Raw genomic sequence first — 23,414 nt, 5'->3', positions numbered from 1 at the left:
GACCATGCAAACTCGTGACGACATTTTCAACACCCTGCGCGATGCCTTGGTCGAGCTCTTCGAACTGGACCCGGAGCGTGTGAGCCTGGAATCCAACCTGTATCAGGACCTGGAAATCGACAGCATCGACGCGGTCGACCTGATTGATCACATCAAACGTCAGACCGGCAAGAAAATCGCCGCCGAAGAATTCAAATCGGTGCGTACCGTCAGTGACGTGGTCGAGGCGGTCTACCGTCTGGTTCAACCGGCCGCATGAATCGACTGATTGGCCTCGGCCTGCTGCTGGCGGGCCTTTTGTATCCCTTTGCGGTGTATTTCGGCATGGAGCATTTCGCCCCGTGGCAATTCGGGCTGCTGCTGGGCGGACTGTGGCTGGCCCGGGCGCTGACCGGCCAACGACGGCCTGGCAGCCTGTGGATGGCCACGGTGGCCATAGTGTTCTGTCTGTTGCTGGCGCTGTTCGACAGCCCGGCGCTGTTGCGCTGGTATCCGGTGTTGATCAGCAGCTTCATGCTGGTGCTGTTCGGATCGAGCCTGACATTCGGCCCACCGATCGTTGAACGCCTGGCCCGGGTACGCGAGCCGCAATTGCCGGCCGAGGGCATTCGCTATACCCGTCAGGTGACCATCGCCTGGAGCGTTTTTTTTCTATGCAACGGTTTGTGTGCCGCCGCCCTGACCCTCTGGGCGCCGCTGAGCTGGTGGACGCTGTACACCGGCCTGATTTCCTACGGATTGATAGGCCTGATGTTTGCCATTGAATGGCTCATACGACAAAGGGTACGAGGCCGCCCATGAATTGGATAAAACTTGAGCACCTGCTGCTCAAGGCTCAGCCTGAGCGCGCCGTAACGACCGCTCCGGCACTGGATCACGCCCGACTGTGCGAACAGGCGCTGCGCCTTGCCGCCGGCCTGCAAGCCCGGGGTGTGCGGCAGATGGCCGTGCACCTTGAGGATGCCGCCGACCTGGCGATTGCCCTGTTCGGCGCCTGGCGTGCCGGGGTCAGCGTGCTGCTGCCGTCTGACTTGCAACCGCAGACTCGCCAACGCTGGTCGAATGACGTCGACATGTGGCTGACCGATCAGCCCGACGACGCGCACCTTGGCGACTTCCAGCAGCCGCCGCTCAGTGCCGCTGCGCTGGATCTGGATAACTGTCGGTTGAGCCTGTGCACCTCTGGCTCCAGTGGCGAACCCAAGCGCATCGAAAAAAACCTGCGCCAACTGGCCAATGAAGTCGAAGCCCTGGAACAGCTGTGGGGCGCGGATCTTGGCCCGGCGTGCATCATTGGCAGCGTCGCCACCCAGCACATCTACGGCCTGCTGTTTCGGGTGCTGTGGCCGCTGTGCGCCGGGCGCCCGTTCGTACGTCGGCAGTTGGCCTTTCCGGAAGACCTGCAACGCGCCAGCCGCGAGTACCCGGCCTTCGCCTGGGTGGCCAGCCCGGCGCTACTCAAGCGCATGAGCGACAACCTCGACTGGCCGGCCTTGAGCTCCGTACGCCGGGTGTTTTCCTCCGGCGGCGCATTGCCGGTCGAGGCCGCACAGAGCCTGCATGAGCGTCTGGGGCAATGGCCAACGGAAATCTTTGGCAGTTCGGAAACCGGCGGCATCGCCTGGCGTCAGGGCGCGGAACTCTGGCAGCCCTTTGCCGATGTCACGCTGACCCAAGACAGTGAGGGCGCCCTGCTGATCGCTTCGCCGTATTTGCCCAATGACCATGTCGAACACACTGCCGATTCAGCACGCATCGCCGTCGATGGCCGCTTCGAATTGCTTGGGCGACTCGACCGGATCGTCAAGCTGGAAGAAAAACGCATCTCGCTGCCGATGCTGGAACAGGCGCTGACGGCCCATGAATGGGTCGTCGAAGCGCGGCTCGGCGTCGTTCAGGAAAACCGCGCCTCCCTGGGGGCTTTGTTGGTGTTGAGCGAGGCCGGTTTGCATGTGCTGCGCAATCAGGGCCGACGCAGCCTCACCGAGCAATTGCGCCAGCACCTGAGTCAACACTGCGAAGCCCTGGCCCTGCCAAGACGCTGGCGCCTGCTGCGACAACTACCGCTGAACACTCAAGGCAAACTGCCCCAGGCCGACGTCGACGCCCTGCTGTTGGCGGCGCGCCCCAAAGCGCCCGAGGTGCTGGAGCAGGTCGAAAGCAATGGCGAGTGGAGCCTGCAACTGGCCGTGCCACCGGACCTGGCCTATTTCAGCGGTCATTTCCCCAAGGCGCCGGTGTTGCCTGGCGTGGTGCAGGTGGACTGGGCGCTGAGCCTGGGCCAGCAACTGATGAACCTGCCGAAAAAATTCGCCGGCATGGAGGTCTTGAAGTTCCAGCAACTGGTGCGTCCGGGGGATGAAATCCAGCTGCACCTGCGCTTCGACCCGGCGCGTGGCAAACTGTATTTCGCCTATCGCAACGAAACCGCCACCTGCTCCAGCGGGCGGATCTTGCTGGAGGCGGCGCATGCATAGCCCCTGCGCCATCGTCCCGGTGTACAACCACGAAACAGCCATCACCACGGTGGTCGATGCGCTGATCGCCAGCCATCTGCCGTGCATTCTGGTGGACGATGCCAGCAGCCCGTCCTGCTCCCGGGTGCTGGATCGCCTGGCCCGACGTGACATGGTTTACCTGATCCGCCTCGCCGAAAACCAGGGCAAGGGCGGCGCGGTCATGACCGGTTTGCGCGAAGCTTCGCGCCTGGGTTTCAGCCATGCTTTGCAGGTGGATGCCGATGGCCAGCACGATTTGCAGGACGTCCAACGCTTCATCGAACAATCACGCCGCCACCCACAGGCGGTGATTTGCGGTTATCCGCAATATGACGCCAGCGTACCGAAAGGCCGTTTGTATGCGCGTTACCTGACTCACGTCATGGTCTGGATCAACACCTTGTCGTTGCAGATTCGCGACTCCATGTGCGGATTCCGGGTTTACCCGTTGCCGCCGGTTCTGGCGCTGATCGAGTCAGCGAAAATCGGCAAGCGCATGGACTTCGACTCGGACATCCTGGTGCGCCTGGCCTGGCGCAATCAGCCGATGCAATGGCTGCAAACCAAAGTCCATTACCCGTTGGATGGCGTTTCGCATTTTCGGATGTTCCACGACAACGTGCTGATTTCCAGCATGCACACGCGGCTGTTCTTCGGCATGTTGCTGCGTGCGCCAGTGATCCTCTGGCGACGGTGGCGGGCATGAGCGCAGACAAGCAACACTGGGCCGACCGCGAAGAACGGGGCAGTTTCTGGCTGATGAAGCTCACCGCGTTCGGCGCCAAAGTGCTGGGCCGTCGAGTACTGAGCCCAGTGTTGTACGGCATCGTCCTGTACTTTTTCCTGTTCGGCCGCAGCGCCCGACACAGTGCCTGGCAATACCAGCAACGCCTGACCGACTGGAGCGGGCGCAGCGAACTGCGCCCGAGCCATTGGCGAGTGTTCGGCCAGTTCATGGCTTTCGCCGATTCGATGCTCGACAAACTCGACGTATGGAACGGCAAGCTGAGCATCGAACAGATCGAGATCATCGACCCGGCGCTGCTGCGCGACCAGTTGCGCGGTACCCGCGGGCAGATGCTGGTGGGCGCACACCTTGGCAATCTGGAAGTCTGCCGCGCACTGGCGGAGATCGGCGAGAAAGTCACGATGAACGTGCTGGTGCACACCAAGCACGCCGAACAGTTCAACCGTTTGCTGGGCGAAGCCGGGGCGACCAATTTGCGCTTGATCCAGGTCAGCGAACTGGACCCCGGGATCATGCTGCAACTGAGCGAGCGCCTGGAACGTGGCGAGTGGCTGGCGATTGCCGGCGACCGCGTGCCGCTGCATGGCGGCCGCTGCGCGACCGTGGACTTCCTCGGCCATCCGGCCAGGTTCCCCCAGGGCCCGTGGCTGCTGGCCGGCCTGCTGAAATGCCCGGTCAACCTGCTGCTGTGCCTGAAAAAACCCGACGGCGACTATCGACTGACCATTGAGCCCTTCGCTGACGCAATCACCTGGAAGCGCAGCGACCGCGAACAGGTCATTCATCAGTGGGCCTCCCGCTACGCCGAACGCTTGGGTCACTATTGCCTTGAAGCGCCCCAACAATGGTTCAACTTTTACCCTTTCTGGAAGACCGATGACGACGCCAACGCTTGAGCCGGTAACCTTCGGCGAACGCCCTTTGCGCATTGAAGACGTGCTGGCACTGGCCAACCGCAAAGTGCCGACGCAGTTGCAAAGCGATCCCGCCTACCGCGAGCGCATCGCCAAGGGCGCGCGTTTTCTCGACTCTCTGCTGGACAAGGAAGGCGTGATCTACGGCGTGACCACCGGTTACGGCGATTCCTGCGTGGTCGCGGTGCCGCTGCATCACGTCGAGGCGCTGCCCCGTCATCTGTACACCTTCCACGGCTGTGGTCTGGGCAAACTGCTCGACGCCCAGGCCACCCGCGCGGTACTGGCGGCGCGTTTGCAGTCGTTGTGCCACGGTGTTTCCGGGGTGCGCGTGGAGCTACTGGAGCGCCTGCAGGCGTTCCTTGAACACGACATCCTGCCGCTGATTCCAGAGGAAGGTTCGGTGGGCGCCAGTGGTGATCTGACACCGCTTTCGTACGTGGCCGCCACCCTGTCCGGCGAACGCGAAGTGACGTTCCGTGGCGAACGCCGGCAAGCCGCCGATGTGCACCGCGAACTCGGCTGGCAGCCGCTGGTGCTGCGTCCGAAAGAAGCCCTGGCGCTGATGAACGGCACCGCGGTGATGACCGGTCTGGCTTGCCTGGCGTACGCCCGCGCCGATTACCTGCTGCATCTGGCTACGCGCATCACTGCATTGAACGTGGTCGCCCTGCAAGGCAACCCGGAGCACTTCGATGAGCGCCTGTTCGCCGCCAAGCCACACCCCGGGCAGATGCAGGTCGCCGCGTGGTTGCGCGAGGATCTGGCCATCGACGCGCCGACCGCCCCCCTGCATCGCCTGCAAGACCGCTATTCCCTGCGCTGCGCGCCCCATGTGCTGGGCGTGCTGGCCGACAGCCTGAACTGGCTGCGTTCGTTCATCGAGATCGAGCTCAACAGCGCCAACGACAACCCGATCATCGACGCCGAGGCCGAGCGCGTGCTGCACGGTGGGCACTTCTACGGCGGGCACATCGCCTTCGCCATGGACAGCCTGAAAAACCTCGTGGCCAACGTCGCCGACCTGTTGGATCGGCAACTCGCACTGCTGGTGGACGAGCGCTACAACCATGGCTTACCGAGCAACCTGTCCGGCGCCACGGCCGACCGTGCCATGCTCAACCACGGCTTCAAGGCGGTGCAGATCGGCACCAGTGCCTGGACCGCCGAAGCACTGAAGAACACCATGCCGGCCAGCGTCTTCTCGCGCTCCACCGAGTGCCACAACCAGGACAAGGTCAGCATGGGCACCATCGCCGCCCGGGATGCGATCCGCGTGCTGGAACTCACCGAACAGGTGGCGGCCGCCACGCTGCTGGCGGCCAATCAGGGCGTCTGGCTGCGCGGCCAGGCCGAAGATGCACGCCCCCTGCCACCCGCTTTGGCCGCCATGCATGAAGCCTTGGCCAAGGACTTCCCACCGGTCATCGAAGACCGCGCGCTGGAAGGCGAATTGCGCCTGTGCCTGCAACGCATCGCCGAACAACACTGGAGGCTGCATGCGTAGCAAGGGATTTCTCTACACCGACACGGAAATCGTCGTACCGTTCTTTGATGTCGACAGCATGCACGTGGTCTGGCACGGCCATTACGTCAAATACCTGGAAGTCGCTCGCTGTGCGCTGCTGGACAAGATCGGCCACAACTACACCGCGATGAACGAATCCGGCTATGCGTGGCCGGTGATCGACCTGCAATTGCGCTACGTGCGCGGTGCGGTGTTCGGCCAGAAACTCAATGTGCGCGCCAACTTGGTGGAGTGGGAGAACCGCCTGAAGATCAACTACCTGATCAGCGACCTGCAAACCGGTGAGCGCCTGACCCGGGCCATGTCGGTACAGGTCGCCGTCGACATCGCCAGCCGCGAGATGCAACTGGCCTCGCCGAAGGTGTTCACTGACGCCGTAGAGAGAGCTCTGCGATGATTTTCTGCCCCTCCCGCTCCCCTGTAGGAGCGAGCTTGCTCGCGATGGTCGTTAACGATGACATTGGGCACCTGACAGTCCGCGGCGCCCTCAGGTTTTTCGCGAGCAAGCTCGCTCCTACAGTGTTCTGCGTGCTACTGGGCATTCCAGGACTGGCCAAAGCCTTCGACCTGCAACAACTCAGCGATCAACTGGCCCGGCCCGAGGTGATCCACGGCAGTTTCATCCAGGAAAAACACCTGCGCGCCCTGCCCCAACCGCTGACCAGCAAGGGCACGTTCGTGCTGGCAAAAAACCACGGCCTGTTGTGGCTGCTGAAAACGCCGTTGCAACAGGACTATCGCATCACTTCCAAAGGCATTGCCCGGCGTGACGGCAGTGTCTGGCAAATGCTGCCGGGCAAAAGCGCCGGTGCCGAGCAGAACCGTTTGTTCCTCGCCGTGCTGCAAGGCGACAGCAGTGGCCTGCAACGGGATTTCGAACTGTCCCTGAGCGGCGACGCGCAGAACTGGAAACTCACGCTGCTGCCGCGCTCGATGCTGCTCAAGCAGGTGTTCAACCAGATCAACATTACCGGCGCAGAACTGGTGCACAGCATCGAACTGCTCGAGACCCAGGGCGACAGTACGTTGTTGCGCATGCAGGACAGCACCAGCGCCCAACCATTGAGCGACGCGGAGCAACATGACTTTGCCGAGTGAACGGTGGTTGCCACGGCTGTTTCTGCTCCTGCTACTGGCAGTACTGGCGCTCGCCGGTTGGCAATGGCGTGGCGCCGCGCCGCTGTCGGCCAACCTGATGGAGCTGGTGCCCGGTACGGCGCCCGATGCCCTGGAACTGCGCGCCGAACAACGCATGCAGGAACCGCTGAACCGCGAAATGCTGGTGCTGGTCGGCCACAGCGATCGCCAGCAGGCCGTCGTCATGGCGCAGACACTCGGCGAGCAATGGCAGGCCAGCGGCTTGTTCGAAAAGGTCCAGTGGACCCTGCAAGCCGACTTGCCGGCGTTGCGCACGCAATTGCTGCAAGGTCGCCTGGCGATGCTCCAGGCGGCGGACCGACAACTGCTGCTCGAGCACCCAGACACCTTTATCCAGCAACGGGTGCAGGCGTTGTTCGACCCGTTCAACGGTTACAACCTGGTGCCCAGCCAGGACGACTGGCTGGGCCTGACCGGGCGCATCCAGAACAGCCAGCCGCAACGCGGTTCGGTGCAACTGGACATCGGCAGCGGTACCTTGGTCGCCGATGCCGACGGCAAGAGCTGGGTGCTGCTGCGCGCGCGCACCACTGGCAACGCCTTCGACATGAACCTGCCGCTGCAAGTGGCCGACCTGCTCGAGCACAGCCGCGAAGAAGCCGCCCGGCACGACGTGCAACTGCTCGCCGCCAGCGGCCTGTTGTACGCAGCCAGCGGACAACAGCAGGCTGCCCGGGAGATGACCTGGGTCGGCGGCGGTGCCACCGTCGGGATTTTGCTGTTGCTGCTGTTGGCCTTCCGGCGCTGGCGCGTCTTGCTGGCGTTCGTGCCGGTGCTGGTGGGCATGCTCTTCGGTGCGGTGGCCTGCGTGGCGTTGTTCGGCCATATGCACGTGATGACGCTGGTGCTGGGTTCGAGCCTGATCGGTGTTGCGGTCGATTACCCGCTGCATTACCTGTCCAAGAGCTGGAGCCTGAAACCCTGGCACAGCTGGCCGGCCCTGCGCCTGACCCTGCCCGGCTTGACCCTGAGCCTGATCACCAGCGGCATCGGTTATCTGGCCCTGGCCTGGACCCCCTTCCCGGCGCTGACCCAGATTGCCGCATTCTCTGCCGCCGGTTTGCTCGGTGCCTATCTGTCCGCCGTGTGCCTGTTGCCGGCATTGCTCAAGGGCGTAGACCTGCGCCCGGCGCAGTGGCCATTGCGCATTTGCGAGCTTTTGCTGGACTGTCGTGAAGCGTTGCTCAAACAGCTGAAAACGCCTGTCTTGCTGGCGCTACTGATCGCCTTTTGCGTCGGCGGCCTGTTGCAACTGGGCAGCAAAAACGACATCCGCCAGTGGATCAGCGCGCCGCAACAATTGACCGACGAAGCCCAGGCCATTGCACGGATCACCGGCTATCAACCCACCAGCCAGTTCTTCCTGATACGCGCCGCCAATCAGCAGCAGTTGCTCGAACGCCAGACCACCCTGAGAGAGCGGCTGGATCAATTGATTGGCCTGGAAAAGCTCCAGGGTTATCTGTCGCTCAATCAACTGGTCAGCCTGCCGAACGAACAGCAACAGGTGCGCGACGCGCTGAGCAAACTGCCATCGTACTGGCAACCCTTGCTCGACATCGGCGTACCGGCCGAGGCGCTGCAAGCCGAGCTTGCGAAGCTACAGGCATTGCCGACCGTGGACATCGACGCAGCGCTCAGCGGCCCATTGGCAGAATCCTACCGGCCCCTGTGGCTGGGGCCGACCGATGGCGGCGTGGCGGCGATGGTCAGCCTGCAAGGCATCAACAACCCGGCCCTGCTGCGGCTCCAGGGTGAGGATTTACCCGGCGTGATACTGGTGGATCGACTGGGTGAATTGAACAACGTCTTCGCGGCCACCCAAATCAGTGCCGCCGAACTGAAACTCGCCTCTTGCGTGCTGATCGTGCTGGTGCTGATCCTGCCATTCGGCCTCGGCGGTGCATTGCGTATCGTGTCCCTGCCCCTGCTGGCAGCGTTGTGCAGCCTGGCCAGTCTCGGCTGGCTAGGGCAGCCGTTGACCCTGTTCAGTCTGTTCGGCCTGCTGCTGGTGACGGCGATCAGCGTCGATTACGCGATCCTGATGCGCGAACAGGTCGGCGGCGCAGCCGTGAGCCTGCTGGGCACCCTGCTGGCGGCGTTGACCACCTGGCTGTCGTTCGGCCTGCTGGCAGTGTCGAGCACCCCGGCGGTGAGCAACTTCGGACTGTCGGTGAGCCTGGGCCTGATCTTCAGCTTCCTGCTCGCACCGTGGGCCGGTCGACAGGTGCATGAGCCTACGGCCGTGGAGCGGGCAACATGATGGTCGTTCTGTTCTGGGCGATGGCGCTGGTGTTGTTCGCGGTGGCGACCCGTGTCGGCCGGCATTTCGGCCTGATTCCCATCGTCAGCCAGTTGTTGCTGGCGACCCTCGGCTTGCCGCTGTTGATGTATTTCTGGATCGAGCCACAATGGCAATTGAGCGGTGCGCTGCTGGTGTCGCCGGGCTGGCTGAAGAACCTCTACAGCCTGAGCTTTGCCCTGTTGCTGGGTTACATCCTCAGCGATGTGATCGACCTGCAACTGGATCGCCAAAGCCTGAAAATCGCCCTGCCCAGCTTTTGCATTCCGTTTGCCTGCGGCCTGGCCACGGCGGTCTGGTTGTTGCCGCCGCAACCGTGGATCAGCTCGCTGGCCGTCGGCCTGTTGTTCGCCATCACCGCGATTCCGGTGCTGTACCTGTACCTGCGGCACATCGATTACCCACCTGCCGCTACCCGACGTCTGGTGCAAACCGCGATCCTCATCGACCTCGCCTGCTGGACCCTGTTCGGCATCGCCCAGGGCAGCCTGCACCTGAGCAGCCTGTTGCTGCCCCTGGCCGGCGCGTGCCTGCCGGTGCTGCTGCGGTTGCTCGGTTTGCGCCAGACATGGCTCTACAGCCTGAGCTTTTTCGCCCTGCTGGTCGTCGCCGAACACTTCAAGCTCAATGCGCTGATTTTCGGCATCGACTATGTGTTGATCATGGCCGCGCTGAAAGCCCCACTGGTCCTGCCGCTGCCGGCCGTGTGGATGGGCCGCTTGCAGACGTACATCGCCATCCCGCTGATCCTCACGTTCGGCATCGTGCAGATCAACGTGCACAGCGCGCTGGACAGCCTCGGCTGGGTGCAACTGGTCGCCCTGCTGCTGTTGCCGATGCTGAGCAAACTGCTGGGCAACTGGCTCGGCCTCGGCTGGGCCGGGGCCTCGTTCCAGGGTGCCAGCCGCTGGCGGGAAAGCGTGCTGCTGAACATCCGTGGCTTGAGCGAGATCGTTTTTCTCAACCTGCTGCTGCAACAGCGACTCATCAGCCCGCCGCTGTACTTTGCCCTGATGCTGATGGGTCTGATCGCTACACTGCTGCCAGCCCTGACCGGCATGCACCGAATCCCCCTGAAAACCGCTGTCCCGGCAAGGAGCCCCCATGCCAACCGTTGAAATGGAATGTCGCCAGGTCGTGGTCATCGGCGCCGGTCCATCCGGTGCCATCGCCGCCGCGTTGCTCAAGCGCAAGGGACACGATGTGCTGGTAATCGAGCGTCAGCATTTTCCACGGTTTTCCATTGGTGAAAGCCTGTTGGCCCATTGCCTGGACTTCGTCGAAGAAGCGGGCATGCTCGACGCCGTCAACGCGGCCGGCTTCCAGCTGAAAACCGGTGCCGCGTTTGCCTGGGGCGAACGCTACAGCGCGTTCGATTTCGGCGAGACGTTCAGTGACGGCAAATCGACGACGTTTCAGGTCCAGCGCGCCGATTTCGATAAGCTGCTGGCCGATCAGGCCACGCTGCAAGGCGTGGAGATCCGCTATGGCGAAACCATCGTCAGCGTCGACATCGACCCCGGAAAACCGCAGCTCGGCGTGCGCCGCGAGGACGGTAGCGAGTACCGCGTCGAGGCAGATTTCCTGCTCGATGCCAGTGGTTACGGCCGCGTACTGCCGCGTTTGCTCGACCTCGAAGCGCCGTCGAACTTCCCGGTGCGTCAGGCCGTGTTCACTCACGTCGAAGACTGTATCGACCTCCCGACCTTCGACCGCAGCAAGATCCTCGTGACCACTCATCCGACCCAGCGCGACGTATGGTTCTGGACCATCCCGTTCAGCAACGGGCGCTGCTCGGTCGGCGTGGTCGCCGCAGAGGAGCGTTTCGCCGGCCGCAGCGACAATCTGGACGAGTGCCTGCGCGGCTTTATCGCCGAGACGCCCAGCCTGGCCAGCGTGTTGCAAAATGCGCAGTGGGACACCGAGGCCAGAACCATCGGCGGTTACTCGGCCAACGTCAAAACCCTGCACGGTCCGGGCTTCGCGCTGCTGGGCAATGCCGCGGAATTCCTCGACCCGGTGTTTTCCTCCGGCGTGACCATCGCCATGCGTTCGGCGAGCATGGCCGCCGGGGTATTGCACCGTCAGTTGCAAGGCGAAGCCGTCGACTGGCAAGGCGAGTTCGCCGAACCGCTCAAGCGCGGCGTCGACACGTTCCGTTGCTATGTCGAAGGCTGGTACGCCGGGACCTTCCAGGATGTGATCTTCCATGAGAGCAGTTCACCGGAAATCCGCGGGATGATCAGCTCCATACTTGCCGGATATGCCTGGGACCCAAGCAACCCGTTCGTCAGCGAAGCCAAGCGCCGGTTGAAGGTGATATCGGAGTTCTGTGCAAGGGATGCGTCATGAACTACTTGAGCGACCACTACGTCGAAGAAACCCGTTTCGGCTTGTGGTTCCTGCGCAGCCAGATCTGGCAACACTATGTGCTGCGGTTGGCGATCGACGATTTGCGCAACCTGTTCAGCGAAGCGCTGCCTGTCAGCCCGGTGCTGCTGGATGCCGGTTGCGGCCAGGGCAAGTCATTCCCGCTGCTGCGCCTGGCCTTTGCGCCCGGTCGCCTGATTGGCATCGATGCTGATCCCCAGAGCCTGGACCAGAGCCGCGCAGAAGCGTCCCGCCAGGGCATGGAAGTGGAGTTGATCGGCGGCGACTGCGCCAGCCTGAACCTGCCGGACGCCAGTATCGACCTGCTGTTCTGTCACCAGACCTTCCATCATCTGGTGGAACAGGAACAGGCACTGGCTGAGTTCTACCGCGTGCTCAAACCCGGTGGTTATCTGCTGTTCGCCGAATCCACCGAGGCTTACATTGATACCTGGGTAATCCGCTGGTTGTTCCGCCACCCGATGCACGTGCAGAAAAGCGCGGCGCAGTACCTGCAAATGATTCGCCAGCAGGGCTTCGAATTTAGCGCGCAAAACGTGTCTTATCCGTACCTGTGGTGGAGTCGCGCCAAGGATTTCGGCCTGCTCGAACACTTGGGTGTGTGCAAGCCAAAACCCTTTGGCCAACGGGAAGAAACCCTGGTCAATGTGGTGGCGCGCAAACCTTTTGTAGGAACCGTGTGATGTTGATTACCCGTCACTTGAACTGCACAACCTGTAGGAGCGAGCCTGCTCGCGATAGCGGTGGGTCAGTCAAAATGGATGTCGACTATAAAGCCGCCATCGCGAGCAGGCTCGCTCCTACAGGGGTTATCGGTGCTATGCGATTTCTGTTAGTCGCCGCAACCCTGCTGCTGAGCGCCTGCGCCGGCCGGGCGCCGCTGCCCGAGCAAAATCCGGATCTGCCGTTGCCGCTGCAACTGCACATCCAGCTCTTACAGCCCGACGACCGCCAGGACTGGGTACTGGTGATCCAGCGCGAGGAATCGGGTATTCGCTGGTCGATGATGGACCTGTTGGGCATTCCCCAGGCCCGCCAGAAATTGATCGATAAAACCTGGGAGTCCGATGGTTTCTTGCCGCCCAATCCACAAGCCCGGGAGCTGTTCGCGGCGCTGCTGTTTGCGCTGACGCCGCAAGATGAACTGGCGGCCAACTATCCCGGCGCCTGGCAGCACGGCAGGCAACGGTACCTGCCCGAGCGCTGGGACATCCGCTACGCACAACCGCAAAATTTTGAATTGAAGCTACCGCGTGGTCCGAGCTATCAAGTCACCCCCCTGAGCGGTGAAACGCCATGACGGCCTACCTCAACGCCCTCGGATTGGTCTGCGCGCTGGGCCGCGACAAGCAGGAGGTTGCCCGCAACCTGTTTGCCGGCGACTGCGGCGGCATGCGCGAACAAGCCGGGTGGGTGCCGCAACGCACACTGCCGGTCGGTGCGGTCCAGGGCAAACTGGAAACCCTTCCAGCCGACATGTCGCGCCATCACAGTCGCAACAATCAGTTGCTGCTGGAAGCCACGCTGCAAATTCGCCCGGATATCGACAGCGCGATCCAGACCTACGGCCGCGACCGCATCGGTGTCGTGCTGGGCACCAGTACCTCGGGCATCGACGAGGCCAGCCAGGGCCTGGCGCATTACCTGCGCGAAAAGCAGTTCCCTGCCGAGTACGACTATCAGCAACAGGAACTCGGGGCACCGGCGAACTTCCTCGCCGAGTGGCTGCAATTGAGCGGGCCGGCCTATGTCATTTCCACGGCTTGCACCTCCAGCGCCCGGGCCTTGATGAGCGCCCAGCGCCTGTTGGACCTGGGCATTTGCGACGCGGTGCTGTGTGGCGGTGTCGACACCTTGTGCAAGCTGACCCTCAACGGTTTCTCGGCACTGGAAGCGGTCTCGGAACAACGCTGCAATCCGTTTTCGGTGAACCGCAATGGCATTAACATTGGCGAAGCGGCGGTGCTGTTCCTGATGACCAAACGTGCAGGCGACAGCCAAGCGATTGCCCTGCTTGGCAGCGGCGCCAGTTCCGATGCGCATCACATATCCGCCCCAGAGCCGAGCGGTCGTGGCGCCCTGCAAGCCATGCGCAAAGCCTTGGGCCGTGCCAACCTGCAACCGCTGCAGATCGCTTATCTGAACCTGCACGGCACCGCCACCCAGCACAACGACGCCATGGAAAGCCAGGCCGTGGCGACGCTGTTCCCGGCCGGCGTGCCCTGTTCGTCGAGCAAACCCATGACCGGCCACACCCTCGGTGCCGCCGGGGCGCTGGAAGCGGCGTTCTGCTGGTTGAGCCTGAGTGCAGACAATCGCGAGCATGCCCTGCCGCCGCACGTCTGGGACGGACAGCCCGACCCCGAACTGCCGCCGCTGCAATGGGTGACCCCGGCCACGCGCCTGACGTCCATTGCACCCCGCTACCTGATGAGCAATTCCTTTGCCTTCGGTGGCAACAACGTCAGCCTGATTATCGGAGACGCCCCATGATTGACTGGCCGCTCGCCGAATTGCTGCCCCACGCTGGCGACATGATCCTTATCGATCAGATCCTGGCGTTCGATGAAGAGCAGATTCACACGCGCCTGACCGTCAAGCCCGATGGCCTGTTCAATCTCCCCGACGGCAGCCTGCCGGCCTGGGTCGGTATCGAACTGATGGCCCAGAGCGTGGCCGCCTTCGCCGGTTGCCATGCGCGCCAGCGCGGTGATGCGGTGGAATTGGGCTTCCTGCTCGGCAGCCGCAAATTCGAATGCAACGTCGAAAGTTTTCCGGCCGGTACCGAGTTGACCATCCACGGGATTCGCTCCCTGGAAGACGATAACGGCATGGGCGTGTTCGAGTGCCACATCAACGCCCCCGGGATCCACGTTACCGCCCGTCTGAACGTGTTCCGCCCACCCCAGGCCGCTCAATATCTCCATGAACCCGAAGGAGTCCAGTGATGACTGAATCCGTACTGGTCACCGGCTCCAGCCGTGGCATCGGCCGCGCCATTGCCTTGCGCCTGGCCCAGACCGGGCACGACATCGTATTGCATTGCCGCAGCGGCCTGGCCGACGCCGAAGCCGTCAAGGCCGAAGTCGAGGCCGTGGGCCGTCGTGCGCGCATCCTGCAGTTCGACGTGTCCGACCGCGCCCGTTGCAAAGAAATTCTCGAAGCCGACGTGGAAACCCACGGCGCCTATTACGGCGTGGTGCTCAATGCCGGCCTGACCCGCGACGGTGCCTTTCCGGCCCTGAGCGAGGAAGACTGGGATGTGGTGATGCGCACCAACCTCGACGGTTTCTACAACGTGCTGCACCCGGTGATGATGCCGATGATCCGTCGTCGCGCCGCCGGGCGGATTGTCTGCATCACTTCGGTGTCGGGGCTGATCGGCAACCGTGGCCAGGTCAACTACAGCGCCTCCAAGGCAGGTTTGATCGGCGCGGCCAAGGCATTGGCGATCGAGCTGGGCAAGCGCAAAATCACCGTTAACTGTGTCGCACCCGGCCTGATCGACACAGCCATGCTCGACGAAAACGTGCCGGTGGAAGAACTGATGAAAATGATCCCCGCACAACGCATGGGCACCCCTGAAGAGGTGGCCGGCGCGGTGAATTTCCTGATGTCGGCGGAAGCCTCGTACATCACCCGGCAGGTTCTGGCCGTCAACGGAGGCCTGTGCTGATGAAGCGCGTCGTCGTCACCGGCATGGCCGGCATCACCTCACTGGGCAGCGACTGGGAGACCATCGCCGGCAACTTCGCGGCCAACCGCAGCGGCATCCGCCGGATGGACGAGTGGGATCGTTTTACCGAGCTCAACACTCGCCTGGCTGGCCCCATCGATGACTTCAAGGTGCCGAGCCACTGGACCCGCAAGCAACTGCGCAGCATGGGCCGGGTCTCACGGCTGGCTGTGGGCGCTGCCGAGCAAGCGTTGGCCGACGCCGGCCTGTTGGGCGACGAGTCGATCAAGGACGGGCGCATGGGCGTTGCCTGCGGCTCCTCCACCGGCAGCACCGACGAGATCAAGGCGTTCGGCAACATGCTGCTCAACTCGGTGGCCGAAGGCCTGAACGCCAACTCCTACGTGCGCATGATGCCGCACACCACCGCGGCCAATATCAGCATCTTCTTCGGCCTCACCGGTCGCCTGATTCCCACCTCCAGCGCCTGCACCAGCGGCAGCCAGGGCATCGGCTATGCCTACGAGGCGATCAAGTTCGGCCGCCTGCCGCTGATGCTCGCCGGCGGCGCCGAAGAACTGTGCCCGACCGAAGCCATGGTCTTCGACGCGCTCTACGCCACCAGCCTGAAAAACGACACCCCACAACGCAGCCCGCGCCCTTACGACAGCGCACGCGACGGCCTGGTGATCGGCGAAGGCGGCGGCATGCTGGTGCTCGAAGAACTGGAACACGCCCTGGCCCGTGGCGCGCGCATCCATGCCGAGATCGTCGGTTTCGGCAGCAACGCCGACGGCCAGCACACCACCCGTCCCGAACAAGTCACCATGCGCCGGGCCATGGAACTGGCCCTGGAAGACGCCGGGCTGAAGCCTTCGGACATCGGCTACGTCAACGGCCACGGCACCGCCACCGAACAGGGCGACATCGCCGAAACCCTGGCCACCAGCAGCCTGTTCGGCGAACACATGCCGATCAGCTCGCAGAAAAGCTTCCTCGGTCACACCCTCGGCGCCTGCGGTGCGCTGGAGTCCTGGTTCAGCATCGAAATGATGAACCGCGACCTGTACGCCCACACCTTCAACCTCGACGAAGTCGACCCGCATTGCGGCAAGCTCGACTACCTGCGCGGCGAGTTTCGGCAGATGAGTAATCAGTACGTGATGAACAATAATTTTGCGTTTGGCGGGGTGAATACTTCGCTGATTTTCAAGCGCTGGTCGTAACCTAAAATATTTCCCCTGTGGGAGCGAGCTTGCTCGCGATGGACATCAACGATAACGCGCGGTGCCTGAATGACCGCGTTGTCTGGACGTTTTTCGCGAGCAGGCTCGCTCCCACAAGGGTTCTCGCCTCCCCGGACGATCACGGTGGGTCGAGGTTATCCAACACCCGATTCACCGCCATTTCCCCCAGCATGATCGACTGCTGAATGCCCAGCAGGGTGTTGCTTTGCGCTCCGTTCAGACTCCTCGCGAAGTCGCTCGCCATGGCATTCGCAGATGCCAGTGACACACATGCGTACTCCAGCAGAGTGTGGTTGTCGACTTCAGGAGCGACGAGAAAGATTTTGCTGGGTTGGCGTGAGGTATCCGGATCGGTGTCCGACCGGTTTTTTGCTTTATTGGTCATGATTCAGCGCCCAGAAAAGTGGAGCCGACACCGTGTCGCTACGAATCAAAAGGGTGGCAGCTGTACGCAGGTTAGCAGACCGGGTCTTCGCCAAACCGGCGCGCCCGAAGGCGCCCTGCGCACAGCTACCGTCAAGGGCAGGTACAGACATACCTGCCTATCAGGAGCGCAAATGCACTTAGCGAAAACACGAGCTGCTAAACCCGATCACTGACCATCAGTGACACGAATCAAGTTAGCGATGGCCCTCAAAGCGCACAAGCCGGCGGATTCTGGAGTAGTTGCAGGCAACGTCGCAAGGCGCTGTAGCCGTTGCGAGGGATTTCGGAAATGTCCCACAGCGGGCGGTGAAGCGTCCGGCAGGACTGATGCTTCTTGCTCCATACAGCAGGTCTTTTTGGTGTTCTCTCGGACGCCATCGCGAGCAAGCTCGCTCCCACAGGGTTCAGCGCTGTGAACACAATGCTCGCCATACCACCCACCCACTGTGGGAGCGAGCTTGCTCGCGATTGACTGCGCAGCAGTCACGCCTCTAACGGCTCGACCTTCCTGGTCAACAACTCCACAAACGCCCGCGCCATCGCCGATTTTTGGTCCTTGCGCTGCACCAGCCACACTGCTGACACCGCCGCCGGATCGAGCAACGGACGGTAGACCACACCGTCGATGCGCATCCGCTGATAAGACGCCGGCAACACCGACACACCGAGCCCCGCCGCTACCAGCCCGATGATGGTCATCGCCTCGCCGGCCTCCTGGGCGAAGTGTGGGCTGAAGCCGGAATCCCGGGCCAGGCTGAGCAGTTGCGCATACAGGCCACTACCGTAGCTACGCGGAAAAAACACAAAGGGCTCAAGGGCCAGGGCAGACAGAAACAAGCCCTCCTCGCTGCCCTCTACCAACGGGTGCTTGGAGCTGAGCACCGCGACCAGCGGCTCGCGCATCAATTCGACCACGCTGAGGCAGTCCGGCAGCCCGAGCGGGCGCATGATGCCGACTTCAATCGACTCGTCCACCAGCGCATCGGCCACCTGGGTGCTGCTCATTTCCCGCAGGTTCAGGTGCACCGCCGGGAAGCGCTGGCGGAACGAAAAAATCGCCTGGGGAATGGTCGAGTTGAAGGGTGCCGACGAGGTGAAGCCGATTTTCAGTTCACCCAACTCGCCCAGTTGCGCCCGTCGCGCGACATCCGCCGCTTTGTCGACCTGCGCCAGCACCAACCGCGCCTCTTGCAGAAACAGCCGACCGGCCTCGCTCAGCTCGACCCGACGATTGGTACGCTCGAACAACCGCGCGCCGACTTCCTGTTCCAGCGCCTGAATCTGCTGGCTCAGCGGCGGTTGCGAGATGCCCAGCACCTGTGCGGCGCGGCCGAAGTGCAGTTCTTCGGCGACGGCGATGAAGTAGCGCAGATGACGCAATTCCATGAAAACCCCATTAGGTCGTTAAAGCTATCAAACAGGTCGAACAATATATTGGATTGAATCATTAGCCAGCTATATGCTTTTTTCATTGCCTGACCGGCTGCGTCCTCCGAGGTCCAACGTGAAAACTGCTTTCGCCCCTCTCGCCCATGAAGTGCCTCCCGCAGCACCGGACGCTATTGCCGCTGAACTGGCGGAAATCTACATCGAAAAAGGTACCCCGGCGTTCATGCGCACGGTGCTGGCATTGTTCTGCGGCGGCTTCGCGACTTTCGCCCTGCTCTACTGCGTGCAGCCGATGATGCCGCTGCTGTCCGACGAGTATTCCATCAACGCGGCGCAGAGCAGCCTGATCCTGTCTATCGCCACCGGCATGCTTGCCATCGGCCTGCTGATCACCGGCCCGATTTCCGACCGTATCGGGCGTAAACCGGTGATGGTGGCCGCACTGTTCGCCGCAGCGCTGTGCACCATGGCCAGTGCGATGATGCCGAGCTGGCACGGTGTGCTGCTGATGCGTGCGCTGATTGGGTTGTCGTTGAGCGGTCTGGCGGCGGTTGCGATGACTTACTTGAGCGAAGAGATCCACCCACAGCACATCGGCCTCGCCATGGGCTTGTACATCAGTGGCAACGCGATTGGCGGGATGAGCGGACGCTTGATCACCGGGGTATTGATCGACTTCGTCAGCTGGCACACGGCGATGCTGGTGATCGGTGGCCTGGCGCTGATTGCCGCGGCGGTGTTCTGGAAAATCCTCCCCGAATCGCGCAACTTCCGCGCCCGCTCGCTGCACCCGCGCAGCCTGCTCGACGGTTTCACCATGCACTTTCGCGACGCCGGCCTGCCGCTGCTGTTTCTTGAAGCCTTTGTGTTGATGGGCGCGTTCGTCACGCTGTTCAACTACATCGGCTATCGCCTGCTGGCCGCGCCGTACCACATGGAACAGGCCTTCGTCGGGTTGCTGTCGGTGGTGTACCTGTCGGGCATCTATAGCTCAGCGAAAATCGGTTCGCTGGCCGACAAACTCGGTCGCCGCAAAGTGCTCTGGAGCACCATCGCGCTGATGATCGGTGGTCTCGCCCTGACGATGTTCACGCCATTGCCGCTGGTGATCATCGGCATGCTGGTCTTTACCTTCGGCTTCTTTGGCGCCCACTCAGTGGCCAGCAGCTGGATCGGCCGCCGCGCCACCAGGGCCAAGGGGCAAGCATCGTCCCTGTACCTGTTCAGCTACTACGCCGGGGGGAGCATCGCCGGTACGGCAGGCGGCGTGTTCTGGCACTTGGGCGGCTGGAACGGGATCGGGTTGTTTATCGGCACGCTGCTGGTGATTGCGCTGCTGGTCGCGTTGAAGCTGGCGAAGTTGCCGTTGTTGCCACAGAACACCTCGGCTACCTGAGCACCACCCGCGCCTCCAGGGCATCGTCACGTTTTTCCAGGGTCAGCGATTGCAACGCGACACCGCCGCGCTCGATGCCGTCGATCCACTGCATCAAGGGCTGCGCATTGCCATTGAGGGTCACGCGCAGCAGATCGCTGTCGCTCTCCATCTGACGGATTTCCAGCCCCGCCGCCGTGGCACTTTCGCTGATGCGCAGCGATAGCGGTTTTTCGCTGTCGACGGGGACGTGGCTGCGCGGTAATGCCCGCTGCAGTTGCGCGGCCAGCCCTGCCTGCTGTTGGTATTGTCGCTCGACAGCTTCCAGCCGCTGCCGGGTTGGTTGCCAGATCAGGCTGAAAGCCACGACCGCCAACAAAAAAGCCCCCGATACCTGCAACAGCCGTTGTTCGCGCGCGGAAATACGTCGCCATACCTGCTTCATGCCTCGTCCTCCACGGTGAGGGTGGCTTGCACCCGGTCAGCGGCTTTGTTTGCGCTGTCGAGCCGGACGGGCATGCCTTGTTGTCGTCCGCGTTCCCGCAACTGCTCCAGCTCGGTAAAGCCGCTGGCGGTCAGCTGGATTTTCCAGCCTTCGCCTGCTCGAAACTCGATGCGCTGGACCTCGACCGGACTGGCACCGATCACCTGCTCAATCAACTGGAGCAGCCCTGCAATACGGGTGTTTTGCGAATCCACAGGCTGGTTTTGCAGGGCCTTGAGTTGCGCTGCCATATCGACGATGCGGCTTTGCTCCGGGTAAAGCGCCTTGAATCGCTGTTCATTCTGGGTGGCGAGGCGGTGGGCTTCGCTGTCGAGGAAGCGGATCCGCGTCTCGCTGGCACCCCAGGTCAACAGCGCCAGCATCAACAACGCCCACCCGCCGGCACGCCAAGGCAGACGCTTGCCCCGTGGGGCGAATGCGCCTTGCAGCAGATTGATGGACCGGGTTGGACGGCGGGTCAGGCTTTGATCGATGACAGCGGGGGCCTCACGCTCATCCAGCCATTGCATGTCCTTGGGTAATAACGGGGCGAGCAGCGCCAGGTGGTCTTGCGACAATGCCAGGCGCGCAGGCAAGCCTGCCCCCAACAACCAGCGACCGAACCACCATGCGCCGCACGGCTGATCGCCGGACAACACATCAGCATCGACGAACACCCCGCGCACCTCAATACCCGCCTCGCGCAGCAAGTCGAGCACGGCGGCCAACCGTTCGCGACCAATGACAATGACCGGGTAGCAGCCGTCACGATCACGAGCGCCAACACTCAGATGCACCCTCTCCAGCGCTTCACTCAGTTGATCTTCCACGGCGTAGGCTATGGCTTGGGCCTCGGGTTTACGCCGCGCCGGCCATGGCTCGCTGCGTACCCAACTACACATTTCCATGGGCAGTAGCACATCAACCGCCTGCCCCTGCAATGCCGAGGTCGCTTGATTCAGTGGCATCGGCTGGCGTTGACCGACTTGTGACCACAGGACGCAAGGCCAAAGGCTGGATGGCGCGTCGTGCCCTTCGGCGGTCAGGTAAAGCCAAGTGTTCATCGCGGCCTCTCGTGGCTATTCATGGGAAGAAAACGTCGTTGCAGCACCGTCAGTTGTCGAGTCTTGGGGTCGTGCCCGACATCCGTGGCCAGGTGCAGTTCGCCCCCGCCCCGGGTCACCTGCACTCTTATCCGATACCAGCGGCTTTGGGTACCAAGTCCGTGATTGCTCAGGCCCTGCCCGGAGAGCAACGGGTCCTGGCTAAACGCCTGGACGCTCGCCCAGGGCGTTATTGCTGCCTGACTCGCCAGCGCATCAGCGGTCGCGGCGTCCATCTCGCCGAGCGTTCTTAACAGCAGCGCCGGTGCGGTGTTGATGTTCAAGGCCGCGTCGGTGGGCAACAGCGCCACCCAGGGCTCCAGCCGCTGCAGCAGGCGAGCGTCAATGCCAGGCAGCAAGCGCAGCTGGCTCAGTTCCTCCAGCGACCCGACCTGGCTCAGTTGCAGAGGAGGCAGTTCGAGCAGCTCGAGCAGGCGCGCCCAACGGTTGAGGGTGACCTGATCCACCTGCCCCTGGCGCAACAACGCATTGAGATTGAAGCGCCCGGCGAGGTCGTCGATATCGATTCGGATCTGCGCATCTTCAACCTCGAAACCCGGTGCCATGGCCGTCCAGCCTTGAATCCGCTCGACGGGTTTTTTCGCGTCCTGTAACGCGTCGCGCAACAGCAACAACGCCCAGGTTTCCCCGCCCGATGCGAGCTGCCGCAGCTGTATCTGCTGCAACTGTTGCCCGCTGCTTTGCAGCGAAAGGTGATGGCTGCGCAACACGCCACCAATGATCAGCAGTGCCAGGCTCATGACCAGCAATACGCTGATCAACGCAATGCCGCGTTGGCGCCCGTTCATGGCAATGCACCCGGCATCGGCAACACCCGACGAATCGATTCGAAGCGCCCGACCGACACTTGCACTTCCAGCGCCATGGGCGCCTTCGCGTCCTTCCCGGCCGGCCAATGAGCAACCCAGCCGGACTGACTGTCGAACAGGTGCCAGCGCAACTCACGAACGTCTTCGAGCAGTTTTTGCCGCTGCACGAACTCCGTACCTTCGCCCTGGCTTTCGCGCCACAGCACGCCGCCATCGAGTCGATAGGTCAGCGTTTGACGCTCACTGCGCGGTTGGTCCAGAGGATTGCGCCAGTGACTGCGCTGGAACTGCAAAAGCGCCGGTACGAGCACCATCGGCTGTGCGCTGACGTGCAGCAGATCCCGCTCGATCACCGCCACCGCTCGTTGCAGGCTCCTGAGTGCTCGCTCGTGGGCCGTCGTGCCCTGTTGCACTCGCAGCACGCTATCGAACAAGCCCCAACTGGCCAACCCCAGCACGGCGAAGATGGCCATGGCGATGACCAGCTCCAGCAAGGTGAACCCGCGCTGCTTATTCATGAACCGCGAGTATCCAGCCGCTGGCACGATGCAAGGCGTGTGCACTGTTCGCCGGGCTGACCTGAATGTCGACCTGGAGCAAACGCGGATCGCGGGTGGCGCTGATGTGCTGTTGCAGCACCCAGTCACGCTGATCCATAGACACGACCTGTTGTTGCTGACCGGCCGCCAAGCCGGATTGCAGGCGCAATTCGTTCAACCGGTTGTCCGCCAGCCACGCCGCAAACAGTCGCTCCTCAACAGCGCCGCGCTGCTTCACCGCGTATTGACTGGCCGACAGCACGGCTGCCGCCAGTGTCGCGAAGACCGCCAGGGCCACCATGATCTCCAGCAGCGTGAAGCCGCCCATGGACGACAAGGATCGCCGGCTAGTCATCGATCGCCACCTCGCCGATGCCATCGCCGGACAGGCTCAGCCAGGTCCTGTTGCCGGACTCGAATGCCAGCGTGAAGGCACTGGTTTCATCGTTGCTGAGCAACAGCAGCTGTGGCGGTCCTTCGTCAGCGTCCAGCCCTACCGCATAGCCGTCCTGCTGCAAACGTACTTGCACGCTCAGGGGCCAGGCAGTCAGTTCATTCACCGGCTCCCACCCGCCAACACCCCGGCGCATCACCCGGTGGCCATCGGTACCCAGCCGCAAGCCATATTCCTGCCCCTCGAACACCGCACGCTCACGCAATTGATGAATCACCTGCACCATCGCTTCGGCTTCCTGCCTGACCTCGCGCGCGGGACTGCCCCCACCGACAAAGCTCACCATGCCCAGCAAGACGCCAACCACGACAATCACGATCATCAGCTCCAATAACGTAAACCCCCGGCAGTG

At 62.6% G+C, this 23,414-nt stretch carries 26 protein-coding genes; 18 read left to right on the top strand and 8 right to left on the bottom strand.

All coding sequences use genetic code 11. The features are described from left to right. The first annotated feature begins 4 nt into the window (after positions 1–4). From WHX55_RS02110 to WHX55_RS02030, 17 genes are all read left to right on the top strand, one after another. Positions 5–259 (top strand): acyl carrier protein, encoded by a 255-nt coding sequence (locus tag WHX55_RS02110; protein WP_007992314.1) that lies wholly within the window; start codon positions 5–7, stop codon positions 257–259. Then, positions 256–801: a hypothetical protein gene (locus WHX55_RS02105; protein WP_150754759.1), complete on the top strand. Its 546-nt coding sequence runs from the start codon at positions 256–258 to the stop codon at positions 799–801. The genes WHX55_RS02110 and WHX55_RS02105 overlap by 4 nt, the downstream gene beginning before the upstream one ends. Further along, complete coding sequence (locus WHX55_RS02100) at positions 798–2,477, top strand: AMP-binding protein (protein WP_353741950.1); 1,680 nt, start codon at positions 798–800, stop codon at positions 2,475–2,477. Before WHX55_RS02105 ends, WHX55_RS02100 begins: the two co-directional genes overlap by 4 nt. Beyond that, positions 2,470–3,204: a glycosyltransferase family 2 protein gene (locus WHX55_RS02095; protein WP_353741949.1), complete on the top strand. Its 735-nt coding sequence runs from the start codon at positions 2,470–2,472 to the stop codon at positions 3,202–3,204. Before WHX55_RS02100 ends, WHX55_RS02095 begins: the two co-directional genes overlap by 8 nt. Beyond that, entirely contained in the window at positions 3,201–4,142 is a 942-nt protein-coding gene (locus WHX55_RS02090; RefSeq protein WP_353741948.1) for a glycosyl transferase, read from the top strand. The genes WHX55_RS02095 and WHX55_RS02090 overlap by 4 nt, the downstream gene beginning before the upstream one ends. Further along, positions 4,123–5,667, top strand: coding sequence for an aromatic amino acid ammonia-lyase (locus WHX55_RS02085; protein WP_353741947.1), 1,545 nt, complete (start codon positions 4,123–4,125; stop codon positions 5,665–5,667). Before WHX55_RS02090 ends, WHX55_RS02085 begins: the two co-directional genes overlap by 20 nt. Next, on the top strand, positions 5,660–6,085 hold the full coding sequence (locus WHX55_RS02080) for an acyl-CoA thioesterase (RefSeq protein WP_150754754.1): 426 nt from the start codon (positions 5,660–5,662) through the stop codon (positions 6,083–6,085). Before WHX55_RS02085 ends, WHX55_RS02080 begins: the two co-directional genes overlap by 8 nt. Continuing rightward, positions 6,082–6,786, top strand: coding sequence for an outer membrane lipoprotein carrier protein LolA (locus tag WHX55_RS02075; protein ID WP_353741946.1), 705 nt, complete (start codon positions 6,082–6,084; stop codon positions 6,784–6,786). The genes WHX55_RS02080 and WHX55_RS02075 overlap by 4 nt, the downstream gene beginning before the upstream one ends. Further along, positions 6,770–9,109 carry a hypothetical protein gene (locus WHX55_RS02070; protein ID WP_353741945.1) on the top strand — a complete coding sequence of 780 codons (2,340 nt, stop codon included), beginning with the start codon at positions 6,770–6,772 and terminating at the stop codon, positions 9,107–9,109. The genes WHX55_RS02075 and WHX55_RS02070 overlap by 17 nt, the downstream gene beginning before the upstream one ends. Further along, entirely contained in the window at positions 9,106–10,266 is a 1,161-nt protein-coding gene (locus tag WHX55_RS02065) for a sodium:proton antiporter (protein ID WP_353741944.1), read from the top strand. Before WHX55_RS02070 ends, WHX55_RS02065 begins: the two co-directional genes overlap by 4 nt. Then, complete coding sequence (locus WHX55_RS02060) at positions 10,253–11,500, top strand: NAD(P)/FAD-dependent oxidoreductase (RefSeq protein ID WP_353741943.1); 1,248 nt, start codon at positions 10,253–10,255, stop codon at positions 11,498–11,500. The genes WHX55_RS02065 and WHX55_RS02060 overlap by 14 nt, the downstream gene beginning before the upstream one ends. Then, positions 11,497–12,222 (top strand): class I SAM-dependent methyltransferase, encoded by a 726-nt coding sequence (locus tag WHX55_RS02055; RefSeq protein ID WP_353741942.1) that lies wholly within the window; start codon positions 11,497–11,499, stop codon positions 12,220–12,222. The genes WHX55_RS02060 and WHX55_RS02055 overlap by 4 nt, the downstream gene beginning before the upstream one ends. Positions 12,223–12,296: 74 nt before the next feature. Continuing rightward, complete coding sequence (locus WHX55_RS02050) at positions 12,297–12,839, top strand: hypothetical protein (RefSeq protein WP_224789023.1); 543 nt, start codon at positions 12,297–12,299, stop codon at positions 12,837–12,839. Beyond that, positions 12,836–14,032, top strand: a complete 1,197-nt coding sequence (locus WHX55_RS02045) for a beta-ketoacyl-[acyl-carrier-protein] synthase family protein (RefSeq protein WP_353741941.1) — start codon at positions 12,836–12,838, stop codon at positions 14,030–14,032. The genes WHX55_RS02050 and WHX55_RS02045 overlap by 4 nt, the downstream gene beginning before the upstream one ends. After that, complete coding sequence (locus WHX55_RS02040; protein ID WP_150726604.1) at positions 14,029–14,487, top strand: hotdog family protein; 459 nt, start codon at positions 14,029–14,031, stop codon at positions 14,485–14,487. Before WHX55_RS02045 ends, WHX55_RS02040 begins: the two co-directional genes overlap by 4 nt. Continuing rightward, on the top strand, positions 14,487–15,215 hold the full coding sequence (gene fabG, locus WHX55_RS02035) for a 3-oxoacyl-ACP reductase FabG (protein ID WP_353741940.1): 729 nt from the start codon (positions 14,487–14,489) through the stop codon (positions 15,213–15,215). Before WHX55_RS02040 ends, fabG begins: the two co-directional genes overlap by 1 nt. Then, entirely contained in the window at positions 15,215–16,441 is a 1,227-nt protein-coding gene (locus WHX55_RS02030; protein ID WP_353741939.1) for a beta-ketoacyl-ACP synthase, read from the top strand. The genes fabG and WHX55_RS02030 overlap by 1 nt, the downstream gene beginning before the upstream one ends. Before the next feature lie 139 nt (positions 16,442–16,580). Here the strand turns inward: WHX55_RS02030 and WHX55_RS02025 are convergent, their stop codons facing one another. Together WHX55_RS02025 and WHX55_RS02020 are read right to left on the bottom strand one after the other, a co-directional pair. After that, positions 16,581–16,847 (bottom strand): hypothetical protein, encoded by a 267-nt coding sequence (locus WHX55_RS02025; RefSeq protein WP_353741938.1) that lies wholly within the window; start codon positions 16,845–16,847, stop codon positions 16,581–16,583. A gap of 524 nt (positions 16,848–17,371) precedes the next feature. Next, positions 17,372–18,274 carry a LysR family transcriptional regulator gene (locus tag WHX55_RS02020; protein WP_150754744.1) on the bottom strand — a complete coding sequence of 301 codons (903 nt, stop codon included), beginning with the start codon at positions 18,272–18,274 and terminating at the stop codon, positions 17,372–17,374. Positions 18,275–18,392: 118 nt separating this feature from the next. Between WHX55_RS02020 and WHX55_RS02015 the strand changes: the two genes are divergently transcribed. Beyond that, positions 18,393–19,673 (top strand): MFS transporter, encoded by a 1,281-nt coding sequence (locus WHX55_RS02015; RefSeq protein ID WP_353741937.1) that lies wholly within the window; start codon positions 18,393–18,395, stop codon positions 19,671–19,673. Here the strand turns inward: WHX55_RS02015 and gspM are convergent. Genes gspM through WHX55_RS01985 form a run of 6 tightly spaced genes read right to left on the bottom strand, consistent with a single transcriptional unit; the run spans position 19,666 to position 23,384 of the window. After that, complete coding sequence (gene gspM / locus WHX55_RS02010; RefSeq protein ID WP_353741936.1) at positions 19,666–20,097, bottom strand: type II secretion system protein GspM; 432 nt, start codon at positions 20,095–20,097, stop codon at positions 19,666–19,668. The genes WHX55_RS02015 and gspM overlap by 8 nt on opposite strands. Continuing rightward, complete coding sequence (gspL, locus tag WHX55_RS02005; protein ID WP_353741935.1) at positions 20,094–21,200, bottom strand: type II secretion system protein GspL; 1,107 nt, start codon at positions 21,198–21,200, stop codon at positions 20,094–20,096. Before gspL ends, gspM begins: the two co-directional genes overlap by 4 nt. Beyond that, positions 21,197–22,048 carry a type II secretion system protein GspK gene (locus tag WHX55_RS02000; RefSeq protein WP_353741934.1) on the bottom strand — a complete coding sequence of 284 codons (852 nt, stop codon included), beginning with the start codon at positions 22,046–22,048 and terminating at the stop codon, positions 21,197–21,199. The genes gspL and WHX55_RS02000 overlap by 4 nt, the downstream gene beginning before the upstream one ends. Beyond that, positions 22,045–22,587, bottom strand: coding sequence for a type II secretion system protein GspJ (locus WHX55_RS01995; protein ID WP_353741933.1), 543 nt, complete (start codon positions 22,585–22,587; stop codon positions 22,045–22,047). Before WHX55_RS01995 ends, WHX55_RS02000 begins: the two co-directional genes overlap by 4 nt. Beyond that, positions 22,580–22,963, bottom strand: coding sequence for a type II secretion system minor pseudopilin GspI (gene gspI, locus WHX55_RS01990; protein ID WP_353741932.1), 384 nt, complete (start codon positions 22,961–22,963; stop codon positions 22,580–22,582). The genes WHX55_RS01995 and gspI overlap by 8 nt, the downstream gene beginning before the upstream one ends. Beyond that, the gene (locus WHX55_RS01985) at positions 22,956–23,384 is read right to left on the bottom strand and encodes a GspH/FimT family pseudopilin (protein ID WP_353741931.1); all 429 of its coding nucleotides are present in this window, start codon (positions 23,382–23,384) and stop codon (positions 22,956–22,958) included. The genes gspI and WHX55_RS01985 overlap by 8 nt, the downstream gene beginning before the upstream one ends. Positions 23,385–23,414: the final 30 nt, after the last annotated feature.

Origin of the sequence: Pseudomonas fluorescens (assembly GCF_040448305.1) — a bacterium.
Classification (GTDB): Bacteria; Pseudomonadota; Gammaproteobacteria; order Pseudomonadales; family Pseudomonadaceae; genus Aquipseudomonas; species Aquipseudomonas fluorescens_BH.
This window is presented reverse-complemented; position numbering and strand designations above follow the sequence as displayed.